The sequence below is a fragment of the Novosphingobium sp. CCH12-A3 genome (assembly GCF_001556015.1).
Taxonomy (GTDB): domain Bacteria; phylum Pseudomonadota; class Alphaproteobacteria; order Sphingomonadales; family Sphingomonadaceae; genus Novosphingobium; species Novosphingobium subterraneum.
Genome location: NZ_LSIA01000289.1, coordinates 1 through 13,580, shown reverse-complemented (window position 1 = coordinate 13,580; position 13,580 = coordinate 1). Strand labels below are relative to the sequence as shown.

Below are 13,580 nucleotides of genomic sequence, written 5' to 3'. Positions count from 1 at the left end.
GAGCCTAAGCGCCGCCCGTCCGCGCAGGTCTTTGCCTGAGCGGGTGCCTTCGGCAGCATTCGGCTCCGGGGGCGGTTCGGCCCTTTTTGGCCCACGGCCCGCATGGGGCGGTACGTGGAGGAAAGACCGGCGGAAACAACCGCCTGGCCGGAATACCTAGAAACAGGAAGCTTTGATAATGGCTACCAACCCGTCGCGCGACGATTTCGCCGCGCTGCTTGACGAATCGCTTGGCGGAGCCGCCAACGGTGGCTTCGAAGGCCGCGTCGTCAAGGGCACCATCACCGCCATCGAAAACGACAAGGCCGTCATCGACGTGGGCCTGAAGAGCGAGGGCCGCGTTGCCCTGCGCGAATTCGCTGCCCCCGGCCAGGCGCACGGCCTCAAGGTCGGCGACGAGGTCGAAGTCTACGTCGACCGCGTCGAGAACGCCGATGGCGAAGCCATGCTGTCGCGTGACCGCGCCCGCCGCGAAGCCGCGTGGGACAAGCTCGAGAACGAATTCGGCGAAGGCAAGCGCGTTGAAGGCGTGATCTTCGGCCGCGTGAAGGGCGGCTTCACCGTCGACCTCGACGGCGCCGTTGCCTTCCTCCCCGGCAGCCAAGTCGACATCCGCCCGGTCCGCGACGTGACCCCGCTGATGGACATGCCGCAGCCGTTCCAGATCCTCAAGATGGACCGCCGCCGCGGCAACATCGTCGTCTCGCGCCGTGCGGTGCTGGAAGAAACCCGCGCCGAACAGCGCTCGGGCCTGATCCAGAACCTCAAGGAAGGCCAGATCATCGACGGCGTCGTCAAGAACATCACAGATTACGGTGCGTTCGTGGACCTCGGCGGCATCGACGGCCTGCTCCATGTCACCGACATGAGCTACAAGCGCGTCAACCACCCGTCGGAAGTCATCGCCATCGGCGATACCGTCAAGGTGCAGATCATCCGCATCAACCAGGATACGCAGCGCATCAGCCTCGGCATGAAGCAGCTTGAAAGCGATCCGTGGGATGGCGTTGCCGCCAAGTACCCGGTCGGCGCGAAGCTCTCGGGCACTGTCACCAACATCACCGAATACGGTGCGTTCGTGGAACTCGAAGCCGGCATCGAAGGCCTCGTCCACGTTTCGGAAATGTCCTGGACCAAGAAGAACGTCCACCCCGGCAAGATCGTCTCGACATCGCAGGAAGTCGACGTGCTGGTTCTGGAAGTCGACAGCGACAAGCGCCGCATCAGCCTCGGCCTCAAGCAGGCCCAGCAGAACCCGTGGGAAGCCTTCGCCGAAAAGCACCCGGTCGGTTCGACCGTGGAAGGCGAAGTCAAGAACGCGACCGAATTCGGCCTGTTCATCGGCCTCGATGGCGACGTGGACGGCATGGTCCACATGTCCGACATCGCCTGGGGCATCTCGGGCGAAGACGCGCTGGCTCTGCACCGCAAGGGCGAGCAGGTTTCGGCCGTGGTTCTCGATGTCGACGTCGAGAAGGAACGCATCAGCCTCGGCATGAAGCAGCTTGAAAAGGGCGCTCCGGCTGCTGGTGGCGTTTCGGCTGCTGGCGCTGGCTCGCTGCGTCGCGGCGAAGTCGTCACCGTCACCGTTCTCGAAGTCCGCGACGGCGGCCTCGAAGTGCAGGCTGGCGAAGACGGCGCAACCGGCTTCATCAAGCGCTCGGATCTGGGCCGCGACCGTGACGAACAGCGTCCGGACCGCTTCCAGGTCGGCCAGAAGCTCGACGCCATGGTCACCGGCTTCGATCGTTCGAAGAAGCCGAACTTCTCGGTCAAGGCCCGCCAGCTGGCTGAAGAGAAGGAAGCCGTGGAACAGTACGGCTCGTCGGATGCCGGCGCATCGCTGGGCGACATCCTCGGCGCCGCTCTGAAGGCGAAGCAGTAAGCGCGACCGAAGGTTGCGCCCCCGCGAAGGCGGGGGCCTCCCTCGGCCAAGCGCTGCGCTTCCTCGAAGCGAGCAAAAAGCAAGGCCCGTCCGGAGAAATCCGGGCGGGCTTTTGCTTTGTCCGGAACGCGGCGCTAAGCTGCAGCCATGACGCTACAGATCCACCAATTCCCCTGCCTGTCCGACAACTACGGCTTCCTCGTCCACGATCCGGCAAGCGGCGAAACCGCCTGCATCGACACGCCCGACGCGCCAGCCTACCTGCGCGAGGCCGAGGCAAAGGGCTGGCGCATCACTCAGATCTGGAACACGCACTGGCACCCCGACCATGCCGGCGGCAACGAGGCGATCAAGGCGGCCACCGGCTGCACCATCATTGCCCCCGAAGATGACGCCGGAAAGATCGCAGCCGTGGACCGCACTGTGGCTCAAGGCGACACCGTGCAACTCGGCAGCTTTGATGCGACGGTCATCGACGTCGGCGGTCACACCATGGGTCACTGCGCCTACCACCTGCCCACAGCTTCGGTGGCTTTTGTCGGTGACGCCCTCTTCCCGCTGGGCTGCGGCCGCATGTTCGAAGGCACCCCGCCGCAATTCTGGGCCAGCCTCTCGCGCCTCAAGGCCCTGCCGCCGGAAACCACGCTCTACAGCGCACACGAGTACACCCAGTCCAACGCCCGCTTTGCGCTCTTCGCCGATCCGGACAACGCAGCCCTCGCCGGCTATGCCCGAGGCGTGGACGAGAAGCGCGCGCGCGGCGAATGGACCGTGCCCACCACCCTCGCCGCAGAGCTCGCCGCCAACCCCTTCCTGCGCGCGGACGACCCGGAAATGGCCTCGCGCTGGGGAGGATCATCGCCCGAAGAGACATTTGCCGCCCTGCGCAAGGCCAAGGACACTTTCCGCTGACGCCGATCCTGCTAAAGCGATAGTTGACTTGGGGGTAGCATGGCCGGCGAGAGAAAGATCATCCGCGTAACGTCGTTCGACGTGGCCGAGGCGGCGGGCGTCAGCCAGTCGACCGTCAGCCGTGCCCTTGCCGGTGACACCTCGATCAGCGAACCCACCCGCCAGCGTGTCATGGAAGCCGCCCGCCGCCTGAACTATCAGGTCGACGAAAACGCCGCTCGCCTGCGTCGGGGCCGCACCGGCACACTGGCCGTCGTGATGATCTGTCGCGAGGCGCAGGACCGCAAGGATATCAACCCCTTCTACTTCTCGCTGCTCGGCTCCACTTGCGCCGCCGCCTCGGCCAAGGGCTACGAAACCCTTGTCTCCTTCCAGGATGCGCCCGAGAACTTCTGGGGCCACTTTCAGGAGCGCCGCAAGGCCGACGGCATGATCGTGATCGGCACGACCACCAACACCAAGGCCTGGGACTATTTCCGCGACATGCCGGAAGGCACGCACTGGACTTGCTGGGGCTCGCCCGACAACGACATGCCATGGGTGCGCAGCGACAACCTCTCGGGTGCAACGCTCGCAACCCGCCATCTGCTGGTGCGCGGCTACCGCCAGATCGTCTGCATCGGCTCAGCCACCTCGCCCCAGCGCCAGTTCCAGGAGCGCTATGAAGGCTATGCCGAGGCAATGCGCTCGGCAGGCCTGGAACCTGTCCTGCAACAGGTCGAAAGCGGCCTCGCCCGCGAAGAACAGGGCCGCCGCGCCGCGATTGCCCTGGCCGAGAGCGGCACCCCGTTCGACGCCATCTTCGCCGTCTGCGACGACATGGCCCTGGGCGCGCTCAAGGAACTGACCGCGCGCGGCTACGCTATCCCAGACCAGGTCGGCATCATCGGCTTCGACGGCATCCGCGCCGGCGCGTGGTCCACCCCGCCCCTCACCTCGATCGAACCGGACTTCCAGATGGCAGGGGCCCTGCTGGTCGAGCAACTCTTGGCGAAGATAAACGGCACCGAAGGGTCGGGACGGCGCGTACCGGTCAAGCTGGTGATCCGGGGATCGACACGGGCATGAAGTGGAATCGTCAGGATTCCAAAGACGCGTTGACGCTTGCCGGTATCATCGCAGCCTTGCTCTCATTGCCGCTGCTGGGTGCTCTTCTTTTCGCCTTCAACCCACACCACTGAACGGCGGAATCGAGGACACAAACAAAAACCCCTCCCGGCTCACACCGAGAGGGGTTTTCATGTTTTGTTGGCCCTGAAGCGACTTGAAGCCGATCAGTTCACCAGCCCGGCAATCGCGCCATCCACCAGAGCCTTGTCGGCACCTGCGGAGTGGTTCTTCGCGATCAGGTCGCGCGCGGCAGCAGTTGCAGCCTGTGCAGCCTTGGCGCGCAGGTCGTCGACCGCAGCGCGTTCGGCAGCAGCGATCTTGTCCGAGGCCATCTTCTCGCGGCGGGCGATCACGGCTGCAGTGTCAGCTTCGGCCTTGGCGACGATGGCAGCAGCTTCGGTCTTGGCGTGCTCGACCATGGCCGCCGCGTCCTTCTCGGCGTTGGCGATCTTTGCGGCGTATTCGGCGCGCAGCTTCTCGGCTTCGGCGCGGAGCACCTTGGCTTCATCGAGTTGCTTGCGGATCGCGTCGATCTGCTTGTCGAGACCGCCGACGATCGCGCCGGGGACCTTCTTCGACACGAGGATCGCGAGGAAGATGGCCATCGACAGGGCAACCCATGCACCAGGCCCAAGGCCGAGTGCCGAAGGTTCGACGTGGTGTTCGCCGCCCGCAGCTTCGTGCTCGACGACAGCGGTCGTCTCTACAGCGTTAGCCATTTGCGAGAACTCCCTTCACGGCGGCCTGCGCTTCGGCAGCGGGGATCGACAGGCCGGCAATGCGGCTTGCGATGTCCTGCGCGGCTTCGGCGGCAACGCCTTCCACTTCACCCAGCGCGGCAGCGCGGGCAGCGGCAATGCGGGCTTCGGCAGCCGTCACGGTCTCGTCGATGCGAGCCGAAGCGGCGGAAAGCTTGGCGTCGGTGGCCTTGGCGGCGTCAGCCTTGGCGGCCCCAATCACGGCCTGGGCTTCGGCGCGCTGCTTGTTCGCCTGGACGCGCCATGCCTCTTCCTCGGCATCGGCGGCGGCCCGTGCGGCTTCGGCAGCGGCAAGGTCGTCGGCGATCTGCTTGTCGCGGCCGTCCATCGTGGAGACGACCTTGGGCAGCATGCCCCGGCCGATCACGAAGAAGACGATGCCGAAAAACACCAGCAGCCAGAAGACCTGGCTGGAATAGGTGGTGGCAAGCTGTTCAATCTGAGGCATCGCGGGTGTCCGGGCGTCAGGCGGCCGGGGCGGACCCCGGCCAGCATTTCAACAATCAGTGAGCTTCGCGTGCCTTAGGCAACGAAGATCAGGATCATCGCGACGACGAACGAGAGCAGGCCCAGAAGTTCGGCGGCGGCGAAGCCGATGAACAGGCGGCCCTGCTGACCGTCAGCAGCACCCGGATTGCGCAGCGCGCCTTCGAGGAACTTGGCAAACACGTTGCCCACGCCGAGCGAGGCGAGACCGGCGCCAACAGCGGCGAGACCAGCACCGAGCAGCTTTGCGCTTTCTGCGTCCATGTCAAAAACTCCTTTTTCTCAATTCCGTATGGGAAAATGTTGCGGGTATCAGTGAAGGTTCTCGGCGTCGTTCAGATAGACGCAAGTGAGCAGGGCAAAGACGTAAGCCTGGATGCCAGCCACCAGAAGTTCCAGCGCGCAGATGCCGATCATCAGCACGAAGCTGGGAACGGCGGCGAGGAAGAAGGTCCCCACCCCGGCGTTGGTGCCGGAGATGACGAAGCCCGAGAGCACTTCGAGCAGCACGTGCCCGGCCATCATCGCCACGAAGAGACGCAGGCCAAGGCTGAACGGACGCACCATGAACGAGATCAGCTCGATCGGGAAAATGATCGGGATCATCGGAACGGGCGTGCCGTGCGGCACGAACAGGGAGAAGAAGTGAAGGCCATGCTTGGCAAAGCCGACGCCGAGCACGATGGCAAAGCTCATGATCGCGAGCACGCCGGTGACGGTGAAGTGGCTGGTTGCCGTGAACGGATGCACGCCGACCAGAGCCAGCGGCAGCAGGCCGAGCATGTTGGCAAACAGGATGAAGCCGAACAGCGAGAACACGTAAGGCAGGTACTTGCGACCGGCCTTGCCGATGTTGGCCTGGAGCAGGTTGTCGACGAAACCGGTAAGGCCTTCGACAGCCATCTGCCAGCGACCCGGAACCAGTTCGCGCTTGGCGCCACCGGCGACGAACGCAACCAGCACGACCGTGGTGATCGCCATCCACAGCGACGAGTTGGTGAACGCGATGTTGTAACCGCCGATAGACCAGTGATCGGTCCCGAAAAGGGTCTCGATCGTGAACTGGTGAACCGGATCGACCTTGCCTTCGGCCACGCGCTTAACCCCGTATCACTCGAATACAACAACAGCGCCCTATTCGGGGCGCCGGCTCGAAATTCGGATGATGTTCCGGAATGCCACGACGACCCCCATGAACAGCATCACCAAGAGACCCCAGGGGCTCGTCCCGGCAAACTGGTCGATGACCCAGCCGATGAACGCGCCGCCCACGAGGCCGCCGATCAGTTCCGCCAGCACGCGGTTTCCCATGCGGTAATTCGCATCGGTTTCCCCACCTGCCTTTGGCCGGTTGCGCTCCTCTTCCCGCTCGCGAAGGGCTTTCAGCCGCTTGTCGAGCGCGTCGATCCGCGCATCCTCGCCGATTGGCTCCGTCCCGCCGGGTTCGTCATTCATGCTTGTTCCCCTGATCAGTCGCCCGACCGAAAGTGCAGCACAAACGACGGATGACCGCCGAGAGCGCCGCCCCCTTAGGCGGGGGGTATTCTTGAGTCAACCGTCACGAACCGTGTCTGATCCCCAGTCTGACCCAAGGTATCATCGCAAATGCGAACGCCCTCCCCCGCAAGTGCGAGGAAGGGCGTGAAAGTGGCTGAAACCGGGCAGCGATTCGTATGCGGAATTTTGCGTCAGGGGCAGCGCGAATCACGCAACGGGGCGCCCGCACCGCGGGTCTGCCAGGAACCGTCGGGCGCCTGGTACTTCTCGCCGGGCTTGGTCTGGGCGATCAGCAGGCAGCCCGAGGTGAGCGCATATTCTTCCACGGTTGCCTTGTTGGCCTGGGCCTTCTCGGCATAGACGGCTTTGCGCTTGATGTTGATGTCCTCGACCACCGCGCGCAGCGCCGGAGAGGGCGGCGTGACATACCCAAGATAGCCGTCCATCTTTTCGCCAACTTGGCCGGCAGACCGCGCCGCAGCATAAGCCGGATCGCGGCTCTGCGCGAAGGCGGGCACCGCGATCGTGCCGAGCACGAGCCCGGTTGCAGCGATAATTGCGAAAGGCCTGCGCATCGAAACCTTGGTCATCGTCTTCGTCCTTAGAACGCGCCTGACATCAGAAGATGTCCGGGTTGCTTTCGATCGTGTTGTTCGCATCCTGCGCGAGCCGGTACACGACCTCCTGCTTGATGTTGATGTTGAGCTCGATCACGATCGGCTTGTCCGGCGCCTTCACCGAAATGCAGCCGCCCAATGCCAGGCCCCCCATCAATGGCAACGCCAGCAGAAGGCGCGACCAGAACTGAAATCCGTCTTTCCCCATGACGGTTCTCGTCGCAGGCTTCGCGGATCGGGTCAATTCCAGGTTCCTCATGGCATTTTTCCGCTTTCTGCAGGCTGAATGTTTTCAGTGTTTCCGGGAAGGACGATCACCGGCACCCCGCCGGGGCGCACGCCGTTTGCCGAACGGTAGAGCGGTCGTCCCTGCGCATCGACCAGGCCCAGGGTTCTGGGATCCTTGACGAAGGCGGGATCGTACATCGCCTTGAACGAAGTAATGAGCTGGTAGAATGGCGCGCGGATGTTCACGTTGAACTGGATCGGCAGGTTGGCAACCTGCTTGGTGATGAAATTCCGCTTCGTGCCAGCACCCTGCTTTACGCCGCCGAACTTGACGTTGGTGACGATCTCGCCTTCCAGATCGCCCCGCATGGCGATGGTCATCGTCTTGTAATCCAATGATTTCAGCGCATCGAACGCGAAGTTCGCCATCGCTCCCATGTTCTCGTAGGTCAACGCGCCGATGTAGGAGACGTTGCCGCCGGGCGCGCGGGAGACCAGCGTCCCTTCCTCGATCCGCCCGCCGTTCGCGTCGAAAATCAGCGGGAACTGTCCGTCGAAAGTGCCTGTCGCAGCAAGATTTCCCAGTTCCATCTTCTCGATGAACTTGGCGGCATCAATGCCGATGACCGTCAGGGTGTAGCGACGGGCTTCGGCCAGGCCGAGGCGCAAGTCGGTTGGCTCCAGCACCAGCGTGCCCCCGAGGAACGGCCAGCGCGCATCGTGCAGTCTAAGCACCTGATCCGGCAGGAGACTTATGTCGACCACACCCTCGGTCACCTCGATGCCGGGGTTGATCGAGGCAACAGTCAGCTTTTGATGCGGGGCGGTGACCATGCCGAGCAGGTCGGTGAACACAAGCTTGCCCTTCAGGCCCTTCACCGGACCGAAAGCTGCTGCAAGATCAAGGTTTTCGGTGCCGAACGTGCCGGAACTTGTCACCCCGCGCGCATTCCAGTCGATTGCCCCGTCGCCGGTCACCTTGCCGTTGACATTGGCGACCACGCCGAGGGCAAGGCGGGTCAGTTGCGCAGGCTGGAAGCCCTTGTCGAAGACGAGGTTGTCGACGCTGATGTCGGCGTGGCCGCTGGCGGTTGCGAGATCATGGCGCACCTTCACCGCTCCAACCTCGCGCGAGGTCTTTGCTTCGCGCAGCAAGGCATTGGCCGTAATGCGATTATCCGCCAGCGTGAGCGTCGCGCCCGTGGCATGGAGCCTTTCGAACCGCGCTGGGTCCAGGCGGTCGGTGAGGTCAAACTCGGTGCCGGAAAGCACAAGCTTTTCATCGACATAGCGCCACTGCCCTGAGGCATTGGAGATATCGAGCGGGACGGCTGCGAGCGTGGCTCCAACTCCCCCGTAACTCCCCCCCAACTCTCCCCCAACTCTCGCGTCCAGATTGGCAACTGTGAGGTGCGTTGCGGTAGCAGGCGGGCCCAGCGTGACATCCACGGCCGACGCCTTGAGCACGCCCGGCCAGGCAAATCCAACAGCGCCGGTGCGCAGGGCAAGTTGCGTGTCAGCAAGCTTGCCGGTGAGGTCGAGTCCGGGCGTGCCGGCTGCCACCTGCAGCCCCCTCGCCCCGTTGCGGACGATCGCGCTGCCACCGGGTGGGCAGAGCTGGAGGGCGTTTCCATCCACCGCCATCTGGCCGAGTTCCAACCGGTCGAACCGGGCGGTGACGCAGTGGCGCCAGAGTGCAAGTTCGCCCCGCGCACCGTAGGCACCGCTGACGGGGAGCACGAGGTTCTGCACCGAACCGCCCGGAATTGCGCCGGACAGTTGCGTGGTTCCTGAAAAGCCCAGCGATCCGTCGGCGATCTGGGCAACCATCATTTCGGGGATTGCCAGCGACCCACCGGCCGCGCGCCACGGCGCCATGGTCAGACGGAACAGCGCCTGCCCGGCCCGCCCGCGCTCCATCCGTCCGACGATTCGCGGCAGACCCGCGCCACCGGTTGCAAAACTGCCCGCCAGCAGCGGTGGCCCGCCCTTGGTGCCGCTGGCCATCTGGAAGCGCGAAAGCGTGAGCAGCGTCTGCCCGGTGCCGCCGGTCAGCCGTGCCTGCGGAATCACCACCGAAATCGCCTCGCCATTGCGGCGCAGCGCGATCTCGCCGCCGAGGCGGCTGCCACGTTCCTCGCGCTTGAGGCTGGCGCGCAGTTGGGCGAGCATCGGGGCGAGGAGCGTGCCGCTGGCACTCCGCTCACCCGAGGCCAGGGCGTTGTCGAGTGCCGCCCCCTGCCGCAGGCCCTGCCCGTCGATCGTTCCGCGGAATTCTGCCTTGCGGAAAGCCTCGCGGGTGCGGACCGAACCTTCCAGCCCGAGCAGGCCAAAGCGAACGCCGCCGCTGCTGACCCCGCCAGCATTGGCATCGACCCGACCGGTCAATGCGCCATCACGGAAAGCGAGGCGCGTATCAAGCGCCAGCGTTTCGGCAGAGAGGCCGGGGACGACCAGCTTGTTGCCGCGCACCGTGGCGGCACCGGCGATTCCTGCAAAACCCTTGTCGGCCCGTGCATCAAGATCCGCCACCAGTGGCCCACTCCTCGCACCGCTGTCGCACGCAATGCGATCCAGCCGGAGCGGCCCGGTCAGCGATGGGCGCTCCTCGCGCACCGCGATTCTGCCGACAAAGCGAGCGCCGTCCGCCTTGCAGCCGCCCCCCATCAGCGACGGCGCGACCGCAGCCAGTGTCCCGGCAAAGCCGTTCTGCAAGCCGCCCTTGCCTTCCACCGAAAGGCCGATCTTCCCCGAATCGGTGAGGATCAGGCCGCGACCGTCCCGGACCTGCAGGTCGAGCCTGGGCAGCGCGAAAGGCTGGCTGTCGGTCTTGGGCGCGTAGATCACCTTGTCGAGCGAGCCAAAACTGACCCTGCCATCCCGGTACTGGCCATAAAGACGCGGGGCGACCAGCTTGACCGAACCGAGATAGGGCGCACCAAGGCCGTAGCGGATACCCACCTCGACCCGCTCTATCGTGAGATCCGGGCGGCGGGGATCCCCTACAACCACGTTGCGGAGAACCTGCCTGCCAGGACCGATGCTTTCTATCTCATAAGTCGCGGGCAAACCGTAGGATTTGAGCTGGCCGACAATGATGCGGTCAGCGATCGAATTGCGGGCAATCCACAGCCCCCCAAGACCTGCCACGGCAAGGACAAGCACAGACACGCTGACGCGCCGAAGCCCCTTTCGCGAACGCGCAGGGCCTGGCGGCGCATCCGGTTCCGCCAATTCGAAACTATCTGCCATCTGCCCCCTTCTTGCGCACTCCCACCGCTTGGGCAATGCACGGCATCTACATCTTGCGTGTACGAACTGTTTGTACCGATTGGCGAACACTTGAGCGCCGAAGTGGTGCCCGGATAGGATCAATGACGGATCAAACCGGACTCTTTCCTGAACGGAACGGCGAAAGCGGCAGCAAGACAAGCTTCGATGGCGGCGATGCCAGCGGCCATCGCGCGCGTCTGCGCAAGCGTCTGATGAGCGGCGGGGAGGACGCCCTCGCCGACCATGAGGTGATCGAATACCTGCTGATGGTGGCGCGGCCGAGGATCGACACCAAGCCGATCGCACGTTCGCTGATCCAGCGTTTCGGCAGTCTGGCAGGCGTGCTCACCGCCGATCCACAAGCCTTGGCGCTGCATCCCAATATGGGCGAGACCAGCGCGGCCGCGCTGCGGATCGTCGCGCTTGCCGCACGCAGGTTGGCGAGGACGGTCGTCCGCGAACAGCCGGTGCTTTCGAACTGGCAGGCTCTCCTCGATTACCTGCACATCGACATGGCCCATCTCAACGTGGAGCGGGTGCGGGTGCTCTATCTCAACACATAAAAATGGTTGTGCTAACCCTATGCCCGCAGCAATGTGAGGCTATGACTACGCCCGCATTCATTTACGCCCGCTTCTCAAGCGCCCGCCAAGACAAGGACGCAACGATCGAGCGCCAGTTGGGCGCAACGCGCCGAATGTGCGAGGAAAACGGCTGGGAAGTTGTCGAGCCTCCGCTGATTGATAAGGGACGCTCGGCTTGGAAAGGAGATCACCTTCGCGTCGGCGAACTCGGTCGCTTCAAGCAGCAAATTGATGATGGCCAAGTCCCTTCAGGTTCTGTTCTCGTCATAGAGAACTTTGATCGCCTAAGCCGACAAGACGTTAAAAAAGCCCGCCGTTGGATCGAAGAGGTCACAGACGCAGGCATCAAAGTTGCGGTCGCGAACCTCAACAAAGTCTTCGATGACACCAGCCTAAGCGGCGAAAACATTATCGACCTGCTACAATACCTTTTGGAAGCGCAGCGCAGCACCAAAGAGAGCGAGCGCAAAAGTGTTTTCCAGAAAGACGCGATAGCCCGATTTATGGACAAGGCTCGCAAGGGTGTTGTTTACAACAGCCACGGTCCAGCTTGGTTAGCCGGGACCAAAGACGGCAAATTCGAAGTCATCGAAGATCGAGCCGAAATTGTAAGGCAGATTTACCAGTGGGCCGCAGATGGATTGGGCTTTGCCAGCATAGCAAAGAAGCTCAATGCCTCAGTCGAACCTTGGACTGCCGCGCACAAAAGCGTTCCATCGTGGAAGCCCGGCTACATCAGAGATATCCTGAAGAACCCTGCCGCAGAAGGCGAGTATCACGTTCGCACCGGACCAGACCGCCAACCAACCGGCGAGATTATCCACAATTATTACCACAGGGTTGTCCCCGCTGAACTCGTCGCCGCTGCGAGGGCGTCCATGCTCCACAGACAGGGCACCACATCGCCCAATGTTAGCGAAGCTCGCAACCTGTTCACCGGCAAAGTCAAATGCGGCCACTGCGGTGACACCATGATTCGAATTGTTCAGCGCAACCGACACAAAAAGCAGTATGAGTATTTGAAGTGCGTTCGGGTCAACAACGGTGCCGGATGCTCAAACCGAACCGTTTACCGCTACGATGTGTTTGAGCGTGCTGCGCTGAACGAGATCCTTAGCATTGCGCTTGAAGACCGATTCTTTGTTGTTCGAAATGACCTTGCGCCGCTCATCGCTAAAGTCGCCGAACTCAAAAAGCAGGTTGAGAACATGCAGGCAGAGCAGCAACGTCTGCTCGGCTTCGTCATGAGAAATCCAGACGCAACCGAAGCCGAAGAAATGCTCAACCAAATGCGGCCGGAACTCAACGCCAAGAAGGCTGAGTTTGAAAAATGCGAGCAGGAACTCAATCGCGCGAAGGGTTCAGTCAGCCCCGACGAACACCTTGCCCGCGTAGCAGAGGTCCGGGAAGCGATTTACAGCGAGGACAAGGACGAACGAGAGCAAGCCCGTCGCAAAGTGCGTGATGCCCTCAAAGAGATTGTCAGTGTCGTGTCCTGCCAAGTTGAACTGCCCCTTCCCTCCAGCAAGTCAGTTCAGCCCAATCGCAGCATAACGATGGCTCTCGTCGGGGGCAGAGAAGTGGTCGGGTTGGTCTGCACAGGGTTCGGCAACGGATAAGTGGATCGCCTGCCGGTTGCTGTTTCGAACTGCCGATATGGGCCGTCATGCAGGGAGGGCGTAGCCCGACCGGAGTGACGGCCCATATCGGCGGCTGAGATCATGCTGCCATCGCCAGCGGCAGGTTGTCAAAATATGCCTGATCCGGGGTCTTGGCCGCCAAGCTCGAGTGTGGCCTCCTGGCATTGTAAAAGGTCAAGTAGCGACCGATCGATGCTCGCGCCTCGCTGACTGCCGCGTAGGCACGCAGGTAGACCTCCTCGTACTTGACCGAGCGCCACAGCCGTTCGACGACGACATTGTCGCGCCATGCGCCGCGACCGTCCATGCTGATGGCGATTTCCTCCCGGCGCAGCACGCTGGTGAACGCCAGCGATGTGAATTGGCTGCCCTGATCGGTATTGAAAATCTCCGGTTTTCCATATTTAGCCAACGCTTCCTCAAGCGCCTCGACGCAGAAGTCGGCCTCCATCGTGATCGACACCCGGTGTGCAAGGACCTTGCGGCTGAACCAGTCGACGATGGCCACGAGGTAGACGAAACCCCGCGCCATCGGGAGTGGAGTAGGAAGCGCATAAGCGCTTCCCCTCCCCGAACCGTACGTGCACCTT

Annotated in this window: 13 protein-coding genes and 1 pseudogene; 5 read left to right on the top strand and 9 right to left on the bottom strand. The window is 63.1% G+C overall.

Annotated elements, in window-relative coordinates; all coding sequences use genetic code 11:
- Positions 1-178 precede the first annotated feature (178 nt).
- The 3 genes from rpsA (at position 179) to AX703_RS23275 (ending at position 3,865) form a co-directional block, all read left to right on the top strand.
- Positions 179-1,885: a 30S ribosomal protein S1 gene (gene rpsA, locus AX703_RS23285; RefSeq protein ID WP_039334259.1), complete on the top strand. Its 1,707-nt coding sequence runs from the start codon at positions 179-181 to the stop codon at positions 1,883-1,885.
- 147 nt (positions 1,886-2,032) lie between these two features.
- A complete protein-coding gene (gene gloB, locus AX703_RS23280; protein WP_062347611.1) occupies positions 2,033-2,797 on the top strand; it encodes a hydroxyacylglutathione hydrolase in 765 nt (254 codons plus the stop codon).
- A gap of 39 nt (positions 2,798-2,836) precedes the next feature.
- Positions 2,837-3,865 carry a LacI family DNA-binding transcriptional regulator gene (locus AX703_RS23275; protein WP_193827016.1) on the top strand — a complete coding sequence of 343 codons (1,029 nt, stop codon included), beginning with the start codon at positions 2,837-2,839 and terminating at the stop codon, positions 3,863-3,865.
- A gap of 206 nt (positions 3,866-4,071) precedes the next feature.
- On the opposite strand, the gene AX703_RS23270 is transcribed toward AX703_RS23275, so the two are convergent.
- The 8 genes from AX703_RS23270 to AX703_RS23235 all read right to left on the bottom strand — a co-directional run bounded on the left by AX703_RS23270 (position 4,072) and on the right by AX703_RS23235 (position 10,664).
- Entirely contained in the window at positions 4,072-4,626 is a 555-nt protein-coding gene (locus AX703_RS23270) for an ATP synthase subunit B (RefSeq protein WP_039334263.1), read from the bottom strand.
- Positions 4,619-5,113 (bottom strand): ATPase, encoded by a 495-nt coding sequence (locus AX703_RS23265; RefSeq protein ID WP_062347610.1) that lies wholly within the window; start codon positions 5,111-5,113, stop codon positions 4,619-4,621. The genes AX703_RS23270 and AX703_RS23265 overlap by 8 nt, the downstream gene beginning before the upstream one ends.
- A gap of 74 nt (positions 5,114-5,187) precedes the next feature.
- Entirely contained in the window at positions 5,188-5,415 is a 228-nt protein-coding gene (locus tag AX703_RS23260) for a F0F1 ATP synthase subunit C (protein WP_011444975.1), read from the bottom strand.
- A 48-nt stretch (positions 5,416-5,463) separates the two neighbouring features.
- On the bottom strand, positions 5,464-6,246 hold the full coding sequence (locus AX703_RS23255; RefSeq protein ID WP_039334268.1) for a F0F1 ATP synthase subunit A: 783 nt from the start codon (positions 6,244-6,246) through the stop codon (positions 5,464-5,466).
- A gap of 39 nt (positions 6,247-6,285) precedes the next feature.
- Positions 6,286-6,606, bottom strand: coding sequence for an AtpZ/AtpI family protein (locus AX703_RS23250; protein ID WP_062347609.1), 321 nt, complete (start codon positions 6,604-6,606; stop codon positions 6,286-6,288).
- 233 nt (positions 6,607-6,839) lie between these two features.
- Positions 6,840-7,238: a YdbL family protein gene (locus AX703_RS23245; RefSeq protein ID WP_230487684.1), complete on the bottom strand. Its 399-nt coding sequence runs from the start codon at positions 7,236-7,238 to the stop codon at positions 6,840-6,842.
- A 28-nt stretch (positions 7,239-7,266) separates the two neighbouring features.
- Complete coding sequence (locus AX703_RS23240; protein WP_062347608.1) at positions 7,267-7,473, bottom strand: YnbE family lipoprotein; 207 nt, start codon at positions 7,471-7,473, stop codon at positions 7,267-7,269.
- Positions 7,474-7,520: 47 nt separating this feature from the next.
- Complete coding sequence (locus AX703_RS23235) at positions 7,521-10,664, bottom strand: YdbH domain-containing protein (RefSeq protein ID WP_197423814.1); 3,144 nt, start codon at positions 10,662-10,664, stop codon at positions 7,521-7,523.
- Positions 10,665-10,867: 203 nt separating this feature from the next.
- On the opposite strand from AX703_RS23235, the pseudogene AX703_RS23230 reads away from it, so the two are divergent.
- Together AX703_RS23230 and AX703_RS23225 are read left to right on the top strand one after the other, a co-directional pair.
- Positions 10,868-11,326, top strand: a pseudogene (locus AX703_RS23230) (RadC family protein); the annotation flags it as partial.
- 44 nt (positions 11,327-11,370) lie between these two features.
- The gene (locus tag AX703_RS23225; RefSeq protein ID WP_197423813.1) at positions 11,371-12,969 is read left to right on the top strand and encodes a recombinase family protein; all 1,599 of its coding nucleotides are present in this window, start codon (positions 11,371-11,373) and stop codon (positions 12,967-12,969) included.
- A 100-nt stretch (positions 12,970-13,069) separates the two neighbouring features.
- Here AX703_RS23225 and AX703_RS23220 read toward each other — a convergent pair.
- The coding region (locus AX703_RS23220; RefSeq protein ID WP_156452189.1) for a DDE-type integrase/transposase/recombinase at positions 13,070-13,580 on the bottom strand (511 nt) is incomplete at its 5' end.